This window comes from Streptomyces sp. PH9007 (assembly GCF_059813725.1).
Genome location: NZ_CM187440.1, coordinates 5,953,852 through 5,974,018, shown reverse-complemented (window position 1 = coordinate 5,974,018; position 20,167 = coordinate 5,953,852). Strand labels below are relative to the sequence as shown.

The 20,167-nt window shown below is 72.0% G+C and carries 21 protein-coding genes; 13 read left to right on the top strand and 8 right to left on the bottom strand.

All coding sequences use genetic code 11. From position 1 onward, the window contains the following. Positions 1-413: 413 nt before the first annotated feature. Entirely contained in the window at positions 414-1,076 is a 663-nt protein-coding gene (locus tag ACTFAP_RS27250; protein WP_500467675.1) for a helix-turn-helix transcriptional regulator, read from the bottom strand. A gap of 644 nt (positions 1,077-1,720) precedes the next feature. On the opposite strand from ACTFAP_RS27250, the gene ACTFAP_RS27245 reads away from it, so the two are divergent. Next, the gene (locus ACTFAP_RS27245; RefSeq protein WP_500467674.1) at positions 1,721-3,118 is read left to right on the top strand and encodes a CLIPPER-2 domain-containing protein; all 1,398 of its coding nucleotides are present in this window, start codon (positions 1,721-1,723) and stop codon (positions 3,116-3,118) included. Between the two features lie 182 nt (positions 3,119-3,300). On the opposite strand, the gene ACTFAP_RS27240 is transcribed toward ACTFAP_RS27245, so the two are convergent. The 5 genes from ACTFAP_RS27240 to ACTFAP_RS27220 all read right to left on the bottom strand — a co-directional run bounded on the left by ACTFAP_RS27240 (position 3,301) and on the right by ACTFAP_RS27220 (position 7,574). After that, the gene (locus ACTFAP_RS27240; RefSeq protein WP_500467673.1) at positions 3,301-3,993 is read right to left on the bottom strand and encodes an aspartate/glutamate racemase family protein; all 693 of its coding nucleotides are present in this window, start codon (positions 3,991-3,993) and stop codon (positions 3,301-3,303) included. A 113-nt stretch (positions 3,994-4,106) separates the two neighbouring features. Next, positions 4,107-5,036, bottom strand: coding sequence for an ABC-2 membrane transporter-related protein (locus tag ACTFAP_RS27235; RefSeq protein ID WP_500467672.1), 930 nt, complete (start codon positions 5,034-5,036; stop codon positions 4,107-4,109). 231 nt (positions 5,037-5,267) lie between these two features. Beyond that, on the bottom strand, positions 5,268-6,185 hold the full coding sequence (locus ACTFAP_RS27230) for an NAD(P)-dependent oxidoreductase (RefSeq protein ID WP_451750598.1): 918 nt from the start codon (positions 6,183-6,185) through the stop codon (positions 5,268-5,270). Beyond that, positions 6,178-6,759, bottom strand: a complete 582-nt coding sequence (locus ACTFAP_RS27225; protein WP_364241286.1) for an RraA family protein — start codon at positions 6,757-6,759, stop codon at positions 6,178-6,180. The genes ACTFAP_RS27230 and ACTFAP_RS27225 overlap by 8 nt, the downstream gene beginning before the upstream one ends. A 23-nt stretch (positions 6,760-6,782) precedes the next feature. Continuing rightward, entirely contained in the window at positions 6,783-7,574 is a 792-nt protein-coding gene (locus ACTFAP_RS27220; RefSeq protein ID WP_495682769.1) for an IclR family transcriptional regulator domain-containing protein, read from the bottom strand. Positions 7,575-7,700: 126 nt separating this feature from the next. Between ACTFAP_RS27220 and ACTFAP_RS27215 the strand changes: the two genes are divergently transcribed. Genes ACTFAP_RS27215 through ACTFAP_RS27205 form a run of 3 tightly spaced genes read left to right on the top strand, consistent with a single transcriptional unit; the run spans position 7,701 to position 10,833 of the window. Continuing rightward, a complete protein-coding gene (locus ACTFAP_RS27215) occupies positions 7,701-8,687 on the top strand; it encodes a Bug family tripartite tricarboxylate transporter substrate binding protein (protein WP_390121004.1) in 987 nt (328 codons plus the stop codon). Further along, on the top strand, positions 8,684-9,310 hold the full coding sequence (locus tag ACTFAP_RS27210) for a tripartite tricarboxylate transporter TctB family protein (RefSeq protein ID WP_495682768.1): 627 nt from the start codon (positions 8,684-8,686) through the stop codon (positions 9,308-9,310). The genes ACTFAP_RS27215 and ACTFAP_RS27210 overlap by 4 nt, the downstream gene beginning before the upstream one ends. Further along, positions 9,310-10,833 carry a tripartite tricarboxylate transporter permease gene (locus ACTFAP_RS27205; protein WP_390120999.1) on the top strand — a complete coding sequence of 508 codons (1,524 nt, stop codon included), beginning with the start codon at positions 9,310-9,312 and terminating at the stop codon, positions 10,831-10,833. The genes ACTFAP_RS27210 and ACTFAP_RS27205 overlap by 1 nt, the downstream gene beginning before the upstream one ends. Before the next feature lie 179 nt (positions 10,834-11,012). Here ACTFAP_RS27205 and ACTFAP_RS27200 read toward each other — a convergent pair whose 3' ends face one another. Continuing rightward, the gene (locus ACTFAP_RS27200; protein WP_390120996.1) at positions 11,013-11,390 is read right to left on the bottom strand and encodes a nuclear transport factor 2 family protein; all 378 of its coding nucleotides are present in this window, start codon (positions 11,388-11,390) and stop codon (positions 11,013-11,015) included. Positions 11,391-12,102: 712 nt separating this feature from the next. Between ACTFAP_RS27200 and ACTFAP_RS27195 the strand changes: the two genes are divergently transcribed. From ACTFAP_RS27195 to ACTFAP_RS27170, 6 genes are all read left to right on the top strand, one after another. Continuing rightward, a complete protein-coding gene (locus ACTFAP_RS27195; protein WP_495682767.1) occupies positions 12,103-12,612 on the top strand; it encodes an AidA/PixA family protein in 510 nt (169 codons plus the stop codon). Positions 12,613-12,868: 256 nt separating this feature from the next. After that, complete coding sequence (locus ACTFAP_RS27190) at positions 12,869-13,909, top strand: vWA domain-containing protein (RefSeq protein ID WP_495682766.1); 1,041 nt, start codon at positions 12,869-12,871, stop codon at positions 13,907-13,909. Between the two features lie 237 nt (positions 13,910-14,146). Continuing rightward, entirely contained in the window at positions 14,147-14,692 is a 546-nt protein-coding gene (locus tag ACTFAP_RS27185) for a hypothetical protein (protein ID WP_500467671.1), read from the top strand. A gap of 19 nt (positions 14,693-14,711) precedes the next feature. Further along, positions 14,712-15,281, top strand: coding sequence for a SigE family RNA polymerase sigma factor (locus tag ACTFAP_RS27180; RefSeq protein ID WP_400008838.1), 570 nt, complete (start codon positions 14,712-14,714; stop codon positions 15,279-15,281). Then, complete coding sequence (locus ACTFAP_RS27175; protein ID WP_495682764.1) at positions 15,247-16,002, top strand: hypothetical protein; 756 nt, start codon at positions 15,247-15,249, stop codon at positions 16,000-16,002. Before ACTFAP_RS27180 ends, ACTFAP_RS27175 begins: the two co-directional genes overlap by 35 nt. Positions 16,003-16,214: 212 nt before the next feature. Further along, entirely contained in the window at positions 16,215-17,066 is an 852-nt protein-coding gene (locus tag ACTFAP_RS27170) for a class I SAM-dependent methyltransferase (RefSeq protein ID WP_400008836.1), read from the top strand. Positions 17,067-17,186: 120 nt separating this feature from the next. Here ACTFAP_RS27170 and ACTFAP_RS27165 read toward each other — a convergent pair whose 3' ends face one another. Next, positions 17,187-17,720, bottom strand: a complete 534-nt coding sequence (locus ACTFAP_RS27165) for an EF-hand domain-containing protein (RefSeq protein ID WP_500467670.1) — start codon at positions 17,718-17,720, stop codon at positions 17,187-17,189. Positions 17,721-18,109: 389 nt separating this feature from the next. On the opposite strand from ACTFAP_RS27165, the gene ACTFAP_RS27160 reads away from it, so the two are divergent. The 3 genes from ACTFAP_RS27160 to ACTFAP_RS27150 all read left to right on the top strand — a co-directional run bounded on the left by ACTFAP_RS27160 (position 18,110) and on the right by ACTFAP_RS27150 (position 19,898). After that, on the top strand, positions 18,110-18,805 hold the full coding sequence (locus ACTFAP_RS27160; protein WP_400008835.1) for a TetR family transcriptional regulator: 696 nt from the start codon (positions 18,110-18,112) through the stop codon (positions 18,803-18,805). Between the two features lie 8 nt (positions 18,806-18,813). Next, entirely contained in the window at positions 18,814-19,593 is a 780-nt protein-coding gene (locus ACTFAP_RS27155) for an SDR family NAD(P)-dependent oxidoreductase (protein WP_390120970.1), read from the top strand. A gap of 86 nt (positions 19,594-19,679) precedes the next feature. Beyond that, entirely contained in the window at positions 19,680-19,898 is a 219-nt protein-coding gene (locus ACTFAP_RS27150; RefSeq protein ID WP_500467669.1) for a hypothetical protein, read from the top strand. Positions 19,899-20,167 lie beyond the last annotated feature (269 nt).

The following is a 20,167-nucleotide window of genomic DNA, read 5'->3' as shown; positions in this document are numbered from 1 at the left end:
TCACCAGCCCGAGCGGTCTTGCGGGGAAGGAAGTAGGGCCCTCAGATTCTCCGGGTACGACCGGTGCCGGCCGTCATGTCGAGCTGCCCGCTGCCCGCCTCAGGTGCCGCCCGGCCACCGGTGCGCCGCACGGCTGGTTGATCGTTTCCTCACCCATGGCCCGTCAACATAGCCGCAGGTCAGACGGGAGGGGATCTGCCCGATCGGGTATGCCCGTCGGTCCATGTCCTTCGGCCGCCCGGTCGGGGCTGGTTCGCCGCCACGCGCGGGAGAGGATGGCGGTGGCGGGCCGTTCACCTGCGCCGACGGCAACGACGGTGCTCGGTGGAGGGGTTGGGGCAGCGCTGCGGTCACCTCCGTACCGACCACCGCCGGTACGTCCGCGATCCGGGGAGAGAGGTCCGATCCGTGTGCTAGAGGAGTCTCTCGTTCATCGCCATGACGGCCGCCGTGGTGCGGTTGGGGGCGCCCAGCTTCAGCAGTATGGCGCCCACCAGGCGTTTCACCCCGTGGGCCGAGATGCCGAGCGCCTTCGCGATCTGCTTGTTGCTGTACCCCTGGGCCAGCAGGCCGAGCGTCTCCCTCTCCCGGTCGGTGAAGGAGACCGCGCGTCGGCCGGTGTGACGCCGCACCGGTCCCCTGCTGCCGGCGAGCAGTTCGCGTGCCAGTGGCGCGGGCAGCGGCATGTCGCCCTCGACGACGCGGCGCAAGGTGGTGTCCAGGAGTGGCACCGTCGCCTCGCGGAGCGAGATGACGCCGTCGCAGGGCACCTCCACGGGGAGCGAGAGGTCCCTGGCGTGGATGTCGTCGCCGATGAGCAGGACGAAGGGCCGGGTCCCGGGGCCCAGCAGGTTCTCGCCCGTCAGCTGTCTCCACTCGGGCAGCGTGGCGAGGATTAACGAGGCGCGGCCGGGCCCGCTGTCGGGAGATTCGGTCCTTCCCGCCGGCCGGTCGACGAGTGTCACCCACGGGATCTGCGTGAGGAGGGAGCCGACGCCCCGCCGGAGCACTTCGGACTCCACGAGAAGGGTGACGTCGAGCGGCACGTCGTCCGTGAGTTGGTGAGAGCTCTCCACAATCGTTTCCTTTGTTCCTGGGAAGCCGTGACGGCACGGAAGAACGGCCTCCTCGTGCTCCGGCGGACAGCACTTCACGCCCGCGCGGCTCGCGTACCGTGGCGCGCCCGTGTCGTCGGAGCCGCCCGGTCCTCCACCCCGGGCCACGGACGCACGTGGGCGCCACGGTTCGCTGGTGCCTCTGTTCAGAAGAGTTCCTCGCGCGCCCCACGGTAATCGTGTGACAGTAAGCCTTTCCCTCTGCGCCCCCAGGGGCGCCCGTTCCGGCCCTCGGTCGTGCCCGCGACGGCCCGCGACTGCGCACGCGGCACGTCAACTCAAGGGCAGTACATTCACCCTTTCGGGGGTCCTGTTTTCACGGAGTGTGAGGCATTTCCGGTCATACCGGGGGTGGCGGAAGACGCCATGGGGACACCTGAGGTGGCCGCGGCGCCCCGGCCGGGTCGCGATGAGGTGCGGTGGGGCCCCGCCCCGGCCGACGGGAGCGCAAACCCGCGGTGCCAGGTTGGCCGGACCCGGGGACGTGCCCCTGTACGTAACCCCCGCCCTGCGCTCCCCTACTGAGCGTCACGGTCACGCCCCGGCAGCCCTCGCGGAGCCGGCCGGCACGCCGTCCAGCAGCGTCAACTCCGAGGGGATGCAGCATGTCCACACCTCCCGCCCCGCTCCGGGTCACCCTCGTCAACGGCAGCTTCGAAGAACCCACCGTCACCGACTACGAGATCCTGCCCGACGCCTCCCAGACCCAGGCCCCCAAGCGGGTCCCCGGCTGGCTCACCACCGCCTCCGACCACATGGTGGAGCTGTGGCACACCGGCTTTCTCGGTGTGCCGTCCGCCGACGGCGCCCAGTTCGCCGAGCTGAACGCCAACGAGGTGTCCACGCTCTACCAGGACCTGCCGACCACCCCGGGCACCACGCTCTACTGGCGGCTCCAGCACCGGGGCCGGCTGGGCGAGGACACCATGGCGCTGGACATCGGCGCGCCCGGGTCAACGGTGGAGCAGGGACGCTTCTCCGACGGCAAGGACGCCTGGGGCCAGTACCGGGGAACCTACGTCGTTCCGGCGGGACAGACGCTGACGCGTTTCGCCTTCCGCTCCATCTCCGCCGCCGGCGGCAACCGCGGCATCGGCAACTTCCTGGACGGCATCTTCTTCGGCACGGCCCCCCACGTGACGCTCCACAAGGAGGCGATTCCGGCCGGACCACTGGAGGTGGGCGAGGTCATCACGTACCGCGTCACCGCCAGGAACGAGGGCGGCGGCGCGGCGGAGGCCCTCGTCCTGACCGATGTCGTCCCACCGGGAACGACGTACGTGCCGGGGTCCCTGCGGATCGTGGACGGGCCGAACACCGGGGAGAAGAGCGACGCGCCGGGCGATGACCAGGGCTTCTACGACGCCGGCGCTGATCGGGTCGTCTTCCATCTCGGAGCCGGGGCCTCCGCCGCCGGCGGGGGCACGCTGCTCAACACCGAGACCCTGCCGGGCGGGACGACGGCGGAGTACCGGGTTCGCATCGAACGGGCCGCGGCGGGAGGGCTGATCAGCAACACCGCGACCGCCTCCTATGAGAACCGGCTCGGCGAGACCCCCGAGTCCCTGACAGCCCTCTCCAACGAGGCGGTCACCGAGGTCAGACCGGCCGCCGACCTGTCGGTGGTGAAGGCCGCCGACGCGACGACCGTCACGGTCGGCCAGACCGTCACCTACCGCATCACCGTGCGCAATGCCGGCCCGAACGACGCCACCGGCGTGCGGGTCACCGACCGGCTCCCCGACGGTCTCGTCTTCCTGTCCGCCGAGGGCACCGGGGATTACGACCCGGACACCGGCCTCTGGTCGGTGGGCGACCTGGCCGTCGCCGCCACCGCCGCCCTCGTCCTGCGGGCCAAGGCCACCGTGGCGGGCCGGATCCGCAACACGGCGACGGTCCTGGGCAACGAAACGGATCCCGACACGGGCGACAACACGGATTCCGTCACCCTCTGCGTCGAACGGGCGCCCTCCTGCTGCGATCCCTGTTCCTCCGAGACGTAGCCTGCCCGGCCCCGGGGCGAGGGGCGCAGGGCGATGACGGGAGCGGCGCCGCCGATCACGGGGCGACGCCGCTGCCCGTGGGCCACGCACCCGCCGCCTGTCCGGAGAACACCGCCGGCACGACGGCTTCGTGAGCGGACGCGGGGCGACCGGCTGATCGCGGTCGCCCCGGGCCGAGGGCGTCACGGGGCCAGGGCCTCCTGGAGGGCCGCTTCCACGTGCAGCCGTGCCGTGGGGAAGACCGGGACGGGGCTGTCCCGCTCCCCGATGAGCAGCTCGATCTCGGTGCAGCCCAGGATGACGCCCTCGGCGCCCCGTTCGACAAGCCGCCCGATCACCCGCTGGAATTCCTCGCGCGACGCGTCCCGCACCACACCGAGGCACAGCTCCTCGTAGATGATCCGGTGCACCGCGGCGCGCTCGTCGGCGCTCGGCACGCACACCTCCAGCCCACCCGCTTCCAGGCGCCCGCGGTAGAAATCCTGCTCCATGGTGAACGCCGTTCCGAGCAGGCCGACCGTGCGCACCCCCGCGGCCCGCACGGTGACCGCCGTGGCATCGGCCAGGTGCAGCAGCGGGACCGACACCGCCGCCGCCACCTGATCCGCCACCTTGTGCATCGTGTTGGTACAGATCAGCACCATCTCGGCGCCGGCCCTCTCCAGGGCGCGGGCCGCATCGGCCAGGATCTCCCCGGCCTCCTCCCAGCGTCCCTGGACCTGGAGTTGCTCGATCTCCGCGAAGTCCACCGAGTACAGCACGCAGCGGGCGGAGTGCAGACCTCCGAGCCGGTCGCGTGTCGACGCGTTGAGCAGCCGGTAGTACTCGGCCGTGGATTCCCAGCTCATTCCGCCGATCAGGCCGATGACCTTCACGTTCGCCTCCCTGTGCTCCCCCGCATGCGCCGATCGTACCGGGGGCGCGTCATGCCCTGCGGCCCTGCGGGCAGGGCGCTGGCAGGGCCACGGGCCCCCGGCTGTCGGCGGTGTCAGCGCAGTGCCCGCCGGGCGGCGAACACCGTCACCGCGGCAGTGAGCGCGAGCACGGCGCACAGGGCCGCGGCCGCCGACCACTGCATGCCCGTCAGGTGGGAGTGCGGAAAGATCTCCACGGCCCAGCCCACCACCCCGCGCTCGCCGAGGCAGGCGTCCGCGTCGGTGGCGTCCGAGCAGGTGCTCCAGCCGAGGAGGGAGCCGTCGGCGGTGAGGTAGGAGTGGTCGATCTCCAGCGCGCTGCTCGGGACCTCCGGCAGGTCGTCCGAGGTGAACGCGCCTCCGGAGGTCGTCTTCACGACCGTGTCGGCGAACTCCATCCGCACCGATGCCCAGGTCTGCTGCACCGCCAGTACGCCGAGCAGGGTGATCACCATCGCGGGCAGGGTGCGCTTGGCGAGCAGCCCGGCCGTGGCGCCGATCAGGAGCCCCAGCAGTCCCATGACGACGGCCGTGGGCCCGGTGGTGTCGAAGCCCTCCGCGCTGGTGAAGTCGGCGTTGGCGGCCCAGTGGTCGGCCGGCGGGGACCACATGCCGCGCAGGGCGAGGCCGGTGGACACCGCGGCGGCGGCGGTGAAGACGGCGGCCATGCCCAGTTTCGAGATGACCCAGCTTGCCCTGCTGTGCGACTGCACTCCGACCAGCTTCGCGGTGCCGCTCTCCAGGTCCCCGGCGAAGAGCGGGGCACCGATGAACACACCGATGAGCAGCGGGAGGAAGGACAGCGTGCTGCCGAGACCGCCGAGGTCGCGGTAGGCCTCGTCGATCAGCGCGTTCTGCCGCGGGGTCGCGGTGCCGGCCTCCAGCGCGCGCATCGCGTCGTGGACGGAGCCGGCCCGCCACAGCAGATACGCCGTCATGGCGGCGGCGCCGGCGGACAGCAGCAGGAACGCGACGCGGTGCTGGCGCCACACCAGCCAGGGCATTCCGCGCGGCCCGAACCGGCGGGCCGGTGCCGGCCGGGGAGCGGGCGGGGCGCGAGCCGTTTCGCAGCCGCCGCGCCCCGGGGCCGGCGCGAGAGGGCGCGGCGCGGGCGCACGGCGGGACGCCTCGTTCGGTGGGCCGTGACCGGGCCCCGCCCGCGGTGCCGCGAACACCGCGGCCCCCGAGTGCGGGTGCGCCGCTCGGGGGCCAGGTGCCCGGGTGCTGCCAGAATGTCAGCCCAGGTGCCGGATGAGATGGTCGGCGGCCTCGGCCGCCATCCGGTACAGGGCCTCCTCGGTCTGTGCCCCGGTGTGCGGGGTGATGACCACGGCCGGCTCGGCACGCAGCGGATGATCCTGCGGCAGCGGCTCGACGGTGGTGACGTCCAGGCCGGCCCCCGCCAGGTGGCCCGCGCGGACGGAGGCCAACAGCGCCTCCTCGTCCAGGATGCCGCCGCGCGAGGTGTTGACGACGACGGCGCCGGCCGGCAGCGCCGCCAGTTCGGGCGCCCCGATCAGCCCGCGGGTGCCGGGGGTGAGCGGCACGTGCAGGCTGAGATGGTCCGCCGCCGCCAGCAGGACGGGCAGCGCGGCGGGTTCGGCGCCGGCGGCGGTGATGTCCGCGTCCGGGACCATGGGGTCGTGGGCCAGGACGCGCATGCCGAAGCCGAGGGCGGCGATGGCCGCCACCCGGCGGGCGATGCGGCCGAATCCGACCAGGCCGAGGGTGGCGCCGTTGAGTTCACGTCCGCGGATGGCGGTCCGGGTGTCGCCCTCGCCGCGCACCGCGAGACCGATACCGCGCCGCACGGCGAGCAGCAGGGCGATGGTGTGCTCGGCCACCGACTGGGTGTTGGCGGTCGGCGTGGTGGTGACGGTGATGCCCTGAGCGCGGGCCCGGTCGAGGTCGACCGTGTCGAGGCCGACACCGTGCCGGGCGATGATCCGCAGCCGGGGCGCCCGGCGCATCATGGCTCCGTCGACTCGTTCGGTCCGCAGCAGGATCCCGGCCACGCGGTGGCAGACCGCGTCGAAGGGGACGGGATCGGCGCCGTAACCCAGGCGCACCTCGGCGTGCCGCGCGAGGCGCTCCACCGCGTCGGGGTGCACGGGGCGCGGGATCCAGACCAGGGGCGCGGGGGCGTCAGTCACGTGGCACCAGCCGCTGGTTGGCGGCACGGCGTTCGGCCTCGCCCGCGATGAGCCGGTGGGCGGTGTCGATGACCTCGCCGATGTCCGCCCGGGGGACGACGGCGACACCGTCGTGGTCGCCGAGCACCCAGTCGCCGGGGCTGACGGGGACACCGCCGACGGCGACGGTGACGCCGGTGCGGTACGGGCCGGTCTTCCAGGGGCCGGCGGGGGTGACGGCCCGGGCGAAGACGGGAATGCCCAGCTCCGGCAGTTCGGCGAGGTCGCGGGCGGCGCCGTCCAGGACGATGCCGCCGATCTCCAGGGCCTTGGCCTTCTGCACGACGAGTTCGCCGATCAGGGCCCGGGTGGTATCGCCGCCGCCGTTGACGACGAGGATCTCGCCGCGCCGGATGGTCTCGAAGGCGGCGTGCAGTCCCTTGTTGTCGCCGGGGCGGGTCCAGACGGTGAAGGCCGGCCCGGAGAAGGTGGCGCCCGGCCACAGGGGGCGTATGCCGTCGGCGACGCCGAAACGTTCCATCGCGTCGGAGACGGTGGCGACGGGGAGCGCGCCGGGGGGCGGGTAGTCGTGCACGGTTCTCCTTGGGTGGTGGTCCCTCAGTACAGGGCGGGCGGGAGTCCGATGCGCGCGATGTCCTCGGCGCAGCGGTGGATGGCGTGGACGAACTCGGGGATCTTGTCGTCGGTGAAGCGGACGGTGGGACCGCCCAGGGCGAGGACCACGGTGCGGGCGGGCCGGCGGCTGCCGGCGTGCGGGACGGGTACGGCCAGACCGCTGTTGCCCGCCTCGCGCTGGCCGTGGCTGACGCTCCAGCCCTGGTCGGCGGCGCGGGCGATGCCCTCGCGCAGGGCCTGCGGGTCGCCGCCGGATTCGGTGACGATGGCGGTGATGAGGGCGTCGCGTTCGGCCGGGGGTTCGAGGCTGAGCAGCATGTAGGCGGCGGAGCCGAGATTCATGGGCAGTTCGTCGCCCTGCTGGACCGCGTGCCGCAGGGTGTTGGGGCTGGGTGCCTGGCCGACGACGACACGGCGGTGCCCCTCACGGACGTAGAGGCTCACGGTCTCGCCGGTTTCCGCCGCCAGCGCCCGCATCCGGGCGAGGGAGGCGGCGGGCACGGTCCAGGCCGCGTCGGCGAAGGCGGCGAACGAGATCAGGGCGGTGCCGACCCGGATCCGGCCGTCCGCCCCGGCTTCCAGCAGTCCCTCGGCGGCGAGGGTTTCCACCAGGCGCAGCACGGTCGTCCGGGGCAGTCCGGTCTCCCGGACCATGTCGGCCAGGCTCAGTGACATCCGGTCGGGAGTGAAGGCCCGCAGAACCCGCCAGGCGCGGCTGACCGCGCGGATTCCGCCGCCTCCCCCGTCGCTGTCGGTGGCCGCCGTGGTGGTCATCCCGCCCCCTTGTTCAGCAATCAGTTCGAACCGAAGGCTTGTATACCACCTGGCGGTCATCTATATCTACTAGGCGGACACTCTGGTGTCGCAAACCATTCGTTAACAGGTCACAAGGGAGTGTCCGTGCGCAAGAAACGTCCGGCTCTCGCGGCCCTCGGGGTCGTGATCACGCTGGTGCTGGCGGGTTTTGCCGCCGTCGACGCCAGCAACTCCGCCTCGGGGGCGACGCCGAGGTCCAAGCTCATCGTCATGGCGCCGGCGGCGCCGGGCGGCGGCTGGGACCTCGCCTCCCGGGAGCTCCAGCAGGCGCTGCGCGCCGGGTCGATCGTGAACAACGTGCAGGTTGTGAACGTGCCGGGAGCCGGTGGCACCATCGGCCTGGCCCAGTTCGTCGAGGTGGGCGCCGACCCGACCCGGCTCATGATGACCGGCACGGTCATGGAGGGCGCCATCACCGTCAACAACTCGCCGGTCGCGCTGGAGGACACCACGCCGATCGCCCGGCTCGCCGAGGACTACGAGGTGCTCATCGTCCCGGCCGATTCGCCCTACCGGACCCTGGACGACTTCCTCCAGGCCTGGCGGGAGAACCCGCACGGGCACGCGATCGGCGGCGGCGGGCTCGGCGGCACCGACCATCTGCTGGCCGGGCTCACCGCCCGGGAGGCCGGCATCGACCCGGCCCAGCTGAACTACATCGCGTTCGCCGGCGGCGGCGAGGTCCTCACCGCGCTGCTGTCGCACACGGTGGAGGTCGGGGTCAGCGGCTACAACGACTTCCGCGACCAGATCGAGGCGGGCAATCTGCGCGCCCTGGCGATCTCCGCCGAGGAGCCGGTGCCCGGTATCGACACCCCCACCCTCATTGACCAGGGCATCGACGTCGCGCTGCCCAACTGGCGCGGGCTGGTGGCCCCGCCCGGCATCAGCGACGAACAGCGCGAGGAACTCATCGCCATCGTCACCGAGATGACCCGCACCCCCGAGTGGGAGGACGCGCTGGACCGCAACAAGTGGGTGGACAGCCTGCTGACCGGCGACGCGTTCGCCGAGTTCATCCAGGAGGACCAGGCCCGGGTCGACGCCGTCATCGAGGAGCTGGGCCTGTGAACACCCCGACCGCCTCCCCCGGCCCCGCCCGGGCGGAGTTCTGGCAGCGCAGGACCGGGCTGATCATCCCGCTGCTGCTGCTCGTCACCGGCATCGTGCTCGCCGTCGGCACCCTCACGATGGAGGTGCCGGACAACGTCGCCTCCCCCGGCCCGCAGCTGTTCCCGGCCATCATCGCCGTCGGCTGCTTCGTCTTCGCCGTGCTCCTGGGCATCGACACCTGGCGCCGCCCCGAACCCGTGCGGGTGGCCGCCCCCGAGGCCGGACCCACTTCGCCGCCCGCGTCGCCCGCCGCGGCGCCGGACGCCGACGCCGTACAGCCGGCGGACGCCGGGCCCGGTGACGCGACGGACGCCGTACCCGAGCCGCTGCGGGTGCGCAGCAACCGGCCCGCGGTGCTGGGACTCGTCGGCACCGTGGCGGCGTTCATCGTGCTGCTGCTGCCGCTCGGCTGGATCCTGGCGGGCGCCGGACTGTTCTGGGGCGTCGCCCGGACCCTGGGCAGCCGGCGGACGGTCTTCGACATCTTCCTCGCCGTCGCCATCTCCTCGGGCATCCAACTGGCCTTCTCCGCCGGACTGGGGCTCAACCTTCCCCCCGGCATCCTGGAAGGGGTCTTCTGATGGACTCCCTGAGCAACCTCGGGGACGGCTTCCTGACCGTCCTCACGCCCATGAACATGCTGTGGGTGTTCGTCGGAGCCCTGCTGGGCACGGCCGTCGGGGTCCTGCCGGGCCTGGGTTCGGCCATGGCGGTGGCGCTGCTGCTGCCCGTGACGTTCTCGCTCGACCCCATCGGCGCGTTCATCATGTTCGCCGGTGTGCTGTTCGGCGGGCTCTTCGGTGACTCCATATCCGGCATCCTGATGAACACCCCCGGCAACAGCACCGCCATCGCCGGGACCATCGAGGGCCACAAGATGGCCCAGAGCGGACGCGCGGCCCAGGCCCTGGCGGCCTCGGCGATCGCCTCGTTCATCGGTGGCACGGTCGCCTCGCTGCTGGTGGTGTTCTTCGCACCGTCCCTGGCCCGGCTCGCCACCCTGTTCGGACCGGCGGAGTATCTGGCGCTGGCGGTGTTCGCCTTCGTGGCCATCTCGGCCGTGGTCGGAGAATCGATCCTGCGCGGCCTGACCTCGCTGGCCATCGGACTGGCCATCGCCCTTGTCGGCATCGACGGCATGTCCGGAGCCTCCCGGTTCACCGCGGGGATGCCCGAGCTCTTCGACGGGGTCAACATCGTCGTCATCACCGTCGGACTGCTGGCCCTCGGCGAGGTCATCACCGTCGCGGCGCGGCGGGGTACGAGCGAGGAGGCCAAACTCATCACCTCGACCGGCCGACTCTGGCTCTCCCGCCGGGAGTTCCGGCTCGCCCTGCCCGCCTGGCTGCGCGGCACCGCCATCGGGGTGCCGTTCGGCATCATCCCGGTCGGCGGCTCCGAGGTCCCGACGTTCCTGTCGTACGGCACCGAGCGCCGTCTCGCCTCCCGCAAGCCGGGCTCCATGTTCGGCAAGGGCGCCATTCAGGGTGTCGCCGGACCCGAGGCGGCGGGCAACGCCACCGCGGGCACCGCCATGGGCGCACTCCTCGCGCTGGGCCTGCCCACCTCCGCCACCGCAGCCGTCATGCTGGCCGCGTTCCGGCAGTACGGCCTCCAGCCCGGGCCGCTGCTGTTCGAACGCGCCAGCGAGCTGGTGTGGGCGCTGCTGGCCAGCTTCTTCATCGGCATGGTCGTGCTGCTGATCCTCAACCTGCCGTTCGCGCCGCTGTGGGCGAAGCTGCTGAAGGTACCGCGGCACTATCTGTACGCCGGGATCACCGTGTTCGCGATGCTGGGCATCTTCGCCACCAGCAGCAAGGTCCTGGATCTGGTGCTGGTCCTGGCGATCGGGCTGCTTGGCTTCGCGATGCGGCGGTACGGGTTCCCCGTCGCCCCGGTGCTGATCGGGGTGATCCTCGGCCCGCTCGCGGAGACGGAGTTCCGGCGCACGATGGCGGTCAGTGAGGGAGATCCGCTGGCGCTGGTCTCCAGCCCGATCTCCGCCACCCTTTACCTCGTTCTGGCGCTGGGCGTCACCGGGCTGCTGGTCCAGCGGGCACGGAGCCGGCGGGCCCAGCAGGCGGCGGTGGGAACGGCCGCCTGACCACCGGCGCCGGGAAGACGGACACCCAGGGGCCGGCCCGTACGGGCCGGCCCCGGCGCTGTGCGGGCGCAACGCCGCGCGAGTGCTCCCGCGGCGCGTTCGCCCGGCGGTCGTTCCTCCACGCGACGTCCGAGGGCGGCGCACCGGCGGGGTGATCGCCGGGGCGCCCACGGCGTGCCTCAGATGCGCTCGGTATAGGGAGTCCGCCACTCGGGAGCCCGGTCGGCACCGAGCTCCGTCCAGTACTCGCGGCCCCCGGTGATCACTCCGTTCTCCACGGTCCAGAAGGACACCGCCCGGTGGACGCCCATCGCCCCGTGCGGCACCTCGACCTCGGAGACGACCTCGTTCCCGGAGGCCACGACGCGCAGGACATGGATCGACCAGCCCTCCGGGTACTCCGCGTTGACGCGCACATAGTTCTCGCGGCCCACGATGCGTTCCCCGCTGGCCGGCCACTCCACGATCGCGTCGGGCGCCAGCAGCGCGCCGACGCCGCTCCAGTCACGGTCCTGCATACGGTCCCACAGCAGCTGCACGGTCCTCGAAGGTTCCATGACCTCATCCTGCACCGTGCCTCTGACAGTGACGCACGGGAACCGACGACGACGGCCGATCGCCCCACGACGTAATCGCGCGCACGTGTCGGCGAGCGCCGAAAAAGGCCAGGTACCACCGTGCCGGTGCTCCGGGACGGTCGCCAGCCCACCCGGCGTACACGGACTCCCGGGAGATCCACGGTCCTGAAACCTCCGGGCCCGATGACGGAGCGGACACCTCGCTTTCTCCACCATTCCCCTTCCGTCTCTGCCAGAACTCCGATTTTCGCACGGAATTGCGAAGCAAGCCGATCATTCGGCCAAGTACCGCATTCGATGTTTTCCGGTCGTTGTCCCCCGAATCGCACCACCGTCGGTCCGCCAAATCTAGGATCGTGAGGCGTGACCGACACGCCACGGGACCATTCCGCGTCCCGTGCGCGCCGGCCGACGTGTCTTCGGCTCGCGCGTGAACTCCCGCTCGTGGCACCGGACCACAAAGACCTCACGCCCGGCCGTCTCCACACCCTCATCGACACCGGCCGCCTCGGCGCCACCCGGAGCTGAGCGCGCGACCCGGCCGCCCACCGGGCCCCGCGCCCCGGCGTAGCGGGTGCCGAAAGCCCTCACCACCGATGACCGGACGGCCCCACCGGCCGCGCCGGCCACAGACGGAACGGCGCGACCGGGCGATGTCCCGCCACAGTCCCGCACCCGAGGGGAACAGGAAATGACGGATCTCAACGTACTGATCGCGTTCGACGCGGCCACCATCGTCGAGCGGTACCCCGACGCGTCGAGGAACCCCGACGCGCCGACGCAGGTCGACCACAGCCTCATCTACATGACGACGCGCCACGACCACATCATCGGGACGTCCGGGGCCGAGCTGAATCTGCGGGCCGAGCCCGGGGACAGCATCAGGTGGCGGGAGACCACACTGTCGCTGAGCAGCGACTACAAGGCGCTGCTGTACCGGTACGTGAGCAGCGACAGCGGCCACCAGCTCATCAGGACCCCGGAGATCGAGGTGATCGACGGCGTCTTCCCGATGCCGCAGGAGGGCACCGAGGGGACGCCGGGCTTCGTGACGCAGAACTACCAGGACCACTACTGGCGCACGACCGTCAGGAAGCCCGGCCAGGTCGTGTACCGCTTCTTCTTCCAGATCCTGGACCGGCACCGGCAGCTGAAGGGCTACTTCCAGTGGGACCCCTACATCACCATTGAGAACCCGTGACGGTTCGGGAACACCGGGGCGGCGGTCGCCACCGGCCGCCGCCCCGGCCCGCCCGCGTGCAGACGGTCTCCCGGTCTCCCGGGGCGCGAACGCCCGGCCGCCCGGAATCCCCCTCCTCGTCACCTGACGGCCCGTCCGCCCCGCGTCGTGGGCGGCCTCCGGCCGGGTGTGACGCCGCGTCCGTTCCTTCGCCACGATCGATTGTCAGTGGTGGGTGAGAAGGTAGGAACATCCAATCGGAAGAGGGGGAGCTTTCATGTCCGGAAAGCAGAACTACATCAACCACGTCGCCCTGGTACTGGACGCGAGTTCGTCCATGTCACACCTGAGCGGCAAGGTCGTCGAAGTCGCCGATCAGCAGATTTCCTATCTCGCCCGCCGGTCCGAGGAATTGGACCAGGAAACCCGCGTCACGGTGTACGTGTTCTCGAACACGGTGGAGTGCGTCATTTATGACAAGGACGTCCTGCGCATGCCCTCGCTCAAGCAGTTGTACCGGGCCGGCGGCATGACGGCCCTGCTGGCCGCCGCGCTGAAGTCGCAGCACGAACTGGCGCAGACGGCCCAGCTGTACGGCGACCACAGCTTCTTGACGTTCGTCCTCACCGACGGGCAGGAGAACGCGAGTCATCGCAGCCAGGACGCCCCGTCCAAGGACCCCAGGGTGCTGGTCGAGTCGGTGGCCCGGATGATCGAGACGCAGCAGGACAACTGGACGCTGGCCGTGCTGGTGCCGGACCAGATGGGCAAGCGGGAAGCCATGCGGTGCGGTTTCCCGAAGGACAACATCGCGATCTGGGACGCCACGAGCACCCAGGGCCTCGAAGAGGCCGGGCAGGTCATCCAGGAGGCCACCGAGAAATTCATGGTGGGCCGCACCAAGGGCATCCGGGGATCGCGGGCGGTTTTCTCCACGGGGGCGGAGACGGTCAACAAGGACACCATCAAGGCGGCCGGCCTCACCCCGGTGAATCCGTCGCAGTATCAGCTGATTTCCGTGACGCGGGACGCGGGGATACGCGAGTGGGTGGTGGAAAGCGGGCACACCTACCGCACCGGTGGTGCTTTCTACCAGCTGAGCAAGTCGGAGAAGATTCAGGCGCGCAAGCAGATAGCGGTGCTGGAGAAGAAGACGGACCGGGTGTACACCGGGCCCGAGGCACGGGTCCTGCTCGGCCTGCCGGACGTAGAAGTGCGCGTCAAGCCCAACCACAACGACGACTTCATGATCTTCGTGCAGAGCACGAGCGTGAACCGGAAGCTCGTCCCGAACACGCGGCTGCTGCTGATGCACTGACGCCTGCAAGCCGGCGGAACCCGGGCCCCGTCGACACCGGGGCCCGCCCGCGGATCGGGCGACAGCCGCACGAGGGACGTACGGCAGGGGTACGGAGGTGCCCGGCAGGCGGCGGGGGCGGGAGGGTGCCGGCGCCCGGGGTGGCGGGATTTTCTGTGGTGACGGGAAGGGCGGATAGATCCGGAGGGCGGACACCGTCTGAGTCATGACAGAAACAGCGAGGCCCATGGAGGGTTCATGACCGGCAAGTCCACACTCAGGCGCGCCCTGCTCACCGGTGCCGCCACCACCGCGGCCCTGGTGGTTCTCTTCCCGCAGGCGGCCCAGGCCGGCGGGATGGACCTCATCGAGGCGCTGCCCTACGAGCGGGTGGTGATCAACGACGAGTTCGTCATGGGGCTGCTGCCCGAGGGCGAGCAGAACTACGTGGTCTCCTCCCCCGAATCCTTCGACGAGGACGTCGAAGCCGCCAAGGGGTACCCGGGCAGCAGCATCAACCCCAACAGCATCAGCGCCGGTGTGTACGGCGTGGACGGCGAGATCGTCCTGCTGGAGGGTGCCTGGCGGCTCGACGACGGGGTGCCGTTCATCGCGGTCACCCCCGAGGGCCAGGGCTGGGGCTACGGGGCCCAGCCGGTGGTGCTGGAGGAGGCGGACGGCTGGGGCACCTACTACTTCGACCCGGCCCGGTGGGAGGTCGACGGCGTCGACACGTACACCATCACCGCGTCCGGCCCCGACGGAGAGGTGTTCGACGAGATCGAGGTCTCGCTGGACTTCTGACCCGCCATCAACCGACCCCATGACGCGTGCACCCGAAGCCCACGACGCCGACTTCAGGACCTTCGCCGTCAGCCGCTGGCCGCGGCTGCTGCGGACGGCGCGGCTGCTGACCGGCCACCACCACGATGCGGAGGATCTCGTCCAAGTGGCGCTGGCCAAGGCGTACGCGCGGTGGCACCGCGTGACGCAGAGCGCCGACCCGGACGCCTATGTGTGGCGGATCATGATCAACGCCCATCGCGACCGGATCCGTGGGCTTCGGGTGTTCGAGTGGCTGACGACCCGGTTCCCGGAGCAGACCGTCCGGGACCAGGCCGAACAGGTCCTCGCCAGGGATGTGTTGACGAGCGCGCTGCAACGGCTTCCGCCGCGGCAGCGCGCGGCCGTCGTGCTGCGTTATATAGAGGACCGCACCGAGACCGAGGTGGCGGCGCTGCTCGGGGCCCGGATCGGCACCGTACGCAGCCGGGCGGCGCGCGGCCTGGAGAAGCTGCGTGCCGACCCGGCGGTGCGCGAACTGCGGGCCCCGGGGAAGAGACAGGAGGTGAGCCGGCGTGCCGGAGCGGCAGGGCGAACCGGAGTTCGTTGAGGAACTGCGCCGGGCGGCGCGGTGGGTGGAGGCCGGGCCGGCGCCGGTGGAGGAGGTGATCCGCCGGGGCCGGGCGCTGCGGGCCCGGCGGCGGGCCGCGATGCTGGCCGGCGCGGGGGCGGCGGGAGTCCTGGTGGTGGTGCTGGCCACCGGTCCGCTGGGGTGGCCGGCCGGCGAGCGGCCCTCCCCAGGCGACGCGCCCGGCACCGGCGCGCCGCCCGCGGCCACGGGCCGGGGGCCGCTCCCCGGGGAGGCGGCCGGTGACGGGCCGCTGGAGGTGGAGCCGTATGAGCCGGTCGTGATCAACGACGAGTATGTGCTGGGGCTGCTGCCCGAGGGCCGGCAGAACTACGTCATCGCCTCCCCCGGGCAGTTCGCGAGCAGTCTGGAGACCGCCAAGGGCCCCATCGGTGACAACATCGGGGCGGACCGCATCAGCGCCGGCTACAGCGGCGAGGCCGGCGAGGTCACGCTCGTCAAGGGCTCCTGGCGGCTGACGGAGACGCCGTCGCGGATCGTGGTCGTGCCCGAGGGAGGGGCGGGCTCCCACCCGGCCACGCTGGTCACGCTGAAGGGGGCGCCGGGGTGGGGGGTCTACTACCTGGATGTCGCGGACGTACCAGGGCTGTCGCAGGGCTTCCGGGTGGTCGCCCACGACGCGGACGGTGAGGTGTTCGACGAGTTCGTGGTGGATCCCGCCGACTGGCCGGGTCAGGGTTAGGCCGTCTCTCGCAAGTCCGTGCGCGGCCGGCGGGCCGGAGGGCGGGCGGCCTGCCCGCCCTCCGGCCGGAGTTCCCGCCGATCAAGGGTGCCTTTTGGCCATTCGACGGCAACGCCCCGGCGTGCGGAGCGGCCGGGTGCCACCGTAATGCTGCCCGGGCGCCGGCGTGCGCCCCCTTCCCGTATCGACCGGACACCAAGGAGATCTCAGCGGTGAACGAACCCCTGACCCCCGCACTCACTCCGCCCCGCACGGAGCGGCTGCCCGGCGCGCGGTGGGCCTGGAATCCGGACCGGTACAGCGAGGGCATGTTCAGCCACGCGCTCGGCACCGAACGGCGACGGCTGGATCTGCTGGAGTCCGTTCTGGACGAGCACACCCGGAACCGTTTCCTGTCCCTGGGGCTGAAGCCCGGGGACCGCGTCCTCGACGTGGGCGGCGGTGGCGGTTCGGTGGCCCGGTGGCTGGCCGGCCGGGGAGCACGGGTGACGGTGACCGATCTGGACACCACCTTTCTGGACGACCTGGCCGACGCCGGCGTCGAGGTGCTGCGGCACGACATGCTGACCGAGGACTTCCCCCCGGGGTCCTTCGACTTCATCCACACCCGCTATGTGCTCGTCCACCTGCCGGATCCCGACCGGGCGGTCGCCCGGCTGGCCGGCTGGCTCGCCCCGGGCGGCACGTTGCTGCTGGAGGAACCGTCCTCCTTCCCGGTGCTGGACTCCCCGCATCCGGCGTACCGCACCGTGATGCGGGCCTTCCGTACGCATCTGGAGCAGTCGGTGGGCAGCGACACGGCGTGGGCCCGCTCGCTCCCCGTGCCGCTGCGGCGGGCCGGGCTGACCGAGGTGGGGATGGACGCGCGCTTCCAGCAGATCCACGGGGACGACGCCGAGTCGCGGTGGTGGCGGCTGAGCCTGGAGCAGTCCCGGGTGGGCATGGTCGCCGCCGGGCTGGTCGAGGAGGCCGACTTCGAGGCCGCGTACCGGGAGATGTCCCAGCCCGATTTCCACGATCTGTCGCTGGCGGTGCTCACCGCCTGGGGCCGGGCGGCCGGCTGAGCCGTGCCCCAGGGGCCGGGGGGCGTGACCATGCCCCTCGGGGCGACGGGTGGGCCGTGTCGGGGGGCACGGTCCCCGGCCGGAGATCCGGGTCACCGGCAGGGGACGCGCCGCCCCGGGTCAGGAGACCGGGTCGCCGACCAGATGGTCACCCGGGATGTCCGCGTGGTCCGGGCTGTAGAACTCCTTGATGCCGGTGATCCAGGTCCCGGTCGTGATCCGGTCCTCGTCCGTGGGGCCGAAGGCGTCGAAGAGCGCGTGGATGTTGGCGTGTTCGAAACCGATGGCCGTCATGAGTGCCTCGAAGAGGGGCCGTTCGACGAGTCCGTCGCCGTCCGGGTCCCCGAGGGCGGCCAGCGTCCCCGCGAACGCGCCCAGCGCGTCCCGGAACCGTTCCGGTGTCAGCACGCCGGCGGTGAACTCCTCCAGGCTGATGCGGCCGTCCCGGTTGGCGTCCAGCTCGCCGAGCAGGAACACCCACCACTGGCGGAAGGCGTCGCGCAGCGCTTCCTTCTCCGCCTCCCCCGCGTCGGGGGCCGCCAGGACGACCCGCCCCGCCATGAGGTCGAAGTCCTCGGACTCCAGGTATCCGTTGCCATCGGCGTCGAAGAGGGTGAAGACCACTTTCGCCCGGCTGAGTGCTTCCGCTCGCATCCTGCCCCGCCTTTCGTCGGGCCGCGGCCGTATGCCGTCGGCACGGCGAAGTAACTCTGTCCCGCGACGGCCGCGTACCCGCCGGCCGCGCCCACAGTTCACCCGAACGCGCTGACAGCGCTTGGGTGTTGACGCACATCTGAGGCAGCACGGCACCTTCCCGCCGTCCGGGACCCACCGGTCGGTCGACCCGCCGGCGCCCGGCCCAGGAAGCAGGCCCGGAAACCGGGACGGTCACGGTGCGGCCCCGATGGTGACGCCTCGTGTCCGGCCACCCGGGAGGCGTCCGTGGCGTCGCCGCGAGGCTCCGCCGGGGAAGCGAGGAAGCCGTTTCTGTCCCACCGGGACTCTTGTCCCCATGGGACATGAGTGGGTGTAACGTCGGTGCCATGACGGTGAACAGGTCTCCCCTGCCGATCCCGGCCCCCCGCGAAGACGGCCGGCAGCGCAAGGCGCGGCGTACCCGCGAAGCGCTCGCCGCCGCCGCCCTGGAGCTGGTGCTGCGGCACGGCCCCGACGAGGTGACCGTCGCCGCGATCGCCGACCGCGCCGATGTCGCCCGCCGCACCTTCAGCCGCTACTTCGCGAGCAAGGAGGAAGCCGCCCTGGACTTCGTCCGGGAGGACGGCCGCCGCATCAACGCACTGCTGCGCGAGCGGCCCGCCACGGAGCCGCCGCTGATCGCCTACCGGCGCGCGGTCGGGCACTGGCTCACCGACCGGGACACCCCCGCGTCGCACCACCGCCCCGAGATCCGCGCGCTGCTCGCCCGGATCGACAGCGACCCCTCGCTCTTCGCCGCCTACCAGCGCATCCGGGTCGACGCCCAGGAGGAATCGGTCGGCATCGTCGCCGCGCGGCTGGCCGTGGACGCCGCCCACGACCCCCGCCCCACCGTGGTCGTCGACGCCGCCGCCGGTGTGCTGACCGCCGCCATGCGGCTGTGGGCCCGCCACGCGCCCGCCGGCGACCAGAGCCGCGCCGTGGCCGACCTCGCCGCGCTGGTGGAGCGCTCCTATGACGCCCTCACGGAGGAGGCGGCAGCCGCCGCCGACCGCGAGGTCCTATCCGCACGAAGAAAGTGAACAGCCCCATGAGCACCACCCCCGTACCCGACTACGCCACCGAGTTCGCCGGCCGCACCGTCCTGGTCACCGGCGCCGCCTCCGGCATCGGGCTGGCGACCGCCCGCCGGCTGGGCGCCGGAGGGGCCGACGTCGTCGTCGCCGACTACCGCGCCGAGGGCGCGGAGGAGGCCGCCGCCACCCTGCGTTCCGAGGGCCTGTCGGCCGCCGCCGTCACCATGGACGTCACCGACCCCGCGTCCGTCCAGGCCGGTGTGGCCTTCGCCGTCGAGACCTTCGGCGGTCTGCACCTGGCCGTCAACAACGCCGGTGTCGCCGGCCCCGTCGCCCCCACCGGGGAGTACGACATCGACGCCTACAACCGGGTGGTGCGCACCAACCTCGACGGCGTCTTCCACTGCATGCGCCACGAGCTGCCCGCCATCGAGGCCGCCGGTTCCGGCGGGGCGATCGTGAACGTCGCCTCGATCCTGGGAAGCGTCGCCTCCCCCGGCTCCTCCGCGTACGTCGCCGCCAAGCACGGCGTGATCGGCCTGACCAAGACCGCCGCCGCCGAGTACGCCACCAAGAACATCCGGATCAACGCGGTCGGCCCCGGCTTCATCGAGACGCCGCTGCTCCAGGAGATGGACCGCGCCCAGTACGAGGGCCTGGTCGCCCTGCACCCGGCCGGGCGCCTGGGCACCAGCGAGGAGGTCGCCGAACTGGTGACGTTCCTGCTGTCCCCGCGCGCGTCCTTCGTGTACGGCAGCTACCACCTGGTGGACGGCGGCTACACCGCCGTCTGATCCGCATGGCGGTGCCCGCCGGAGCGCGTCGCGGTCCGGCGGGCACCGGCGTACCGGCACGGCCGCCGGTGGCGTATACAGAACGCATGAGCGCCGTCGATGACGTGCGGGGTGTCCTGTTCCTCGCCGAGGGTCAGCCGGTGCACACCGGGAGGTACACGCACGAGCACCTCGTCCCGCCCCACTCGCACGGTTTCGTGGAGGCCGTGCTCGTCACCGGCGGCCGGGGCACGCACGTCGCACCCGGCGGGCGGCGCCGGGGGCTGCTGTCCTTCGCGTCGTCGGAGGCGGTGTGCAGCTCGTAGGCGGTCGCGCGGACGGTCGCGGGGTCCGTGTCGGGGTGGGTCTCCGGGCGCCAGCGCAGCAGTGGACGGGCCGTGCCCGTGGTGACCAGACCCGAGTCGTCCAGGGTGTGGGCGACGACGCGCACGGTCGGGTCGGGTACCTGGGACGGGGCGTCGGGGTGTGCGGACGGAGGTGTCACGGGGTGGCTCTTTCCGGGCTCGGGGAAAGGGGCGGAACGGTGCGGCGGCCGGCGGGGGCGGTGGGGCGCGGCTGCCGCTCCAGGGATGGT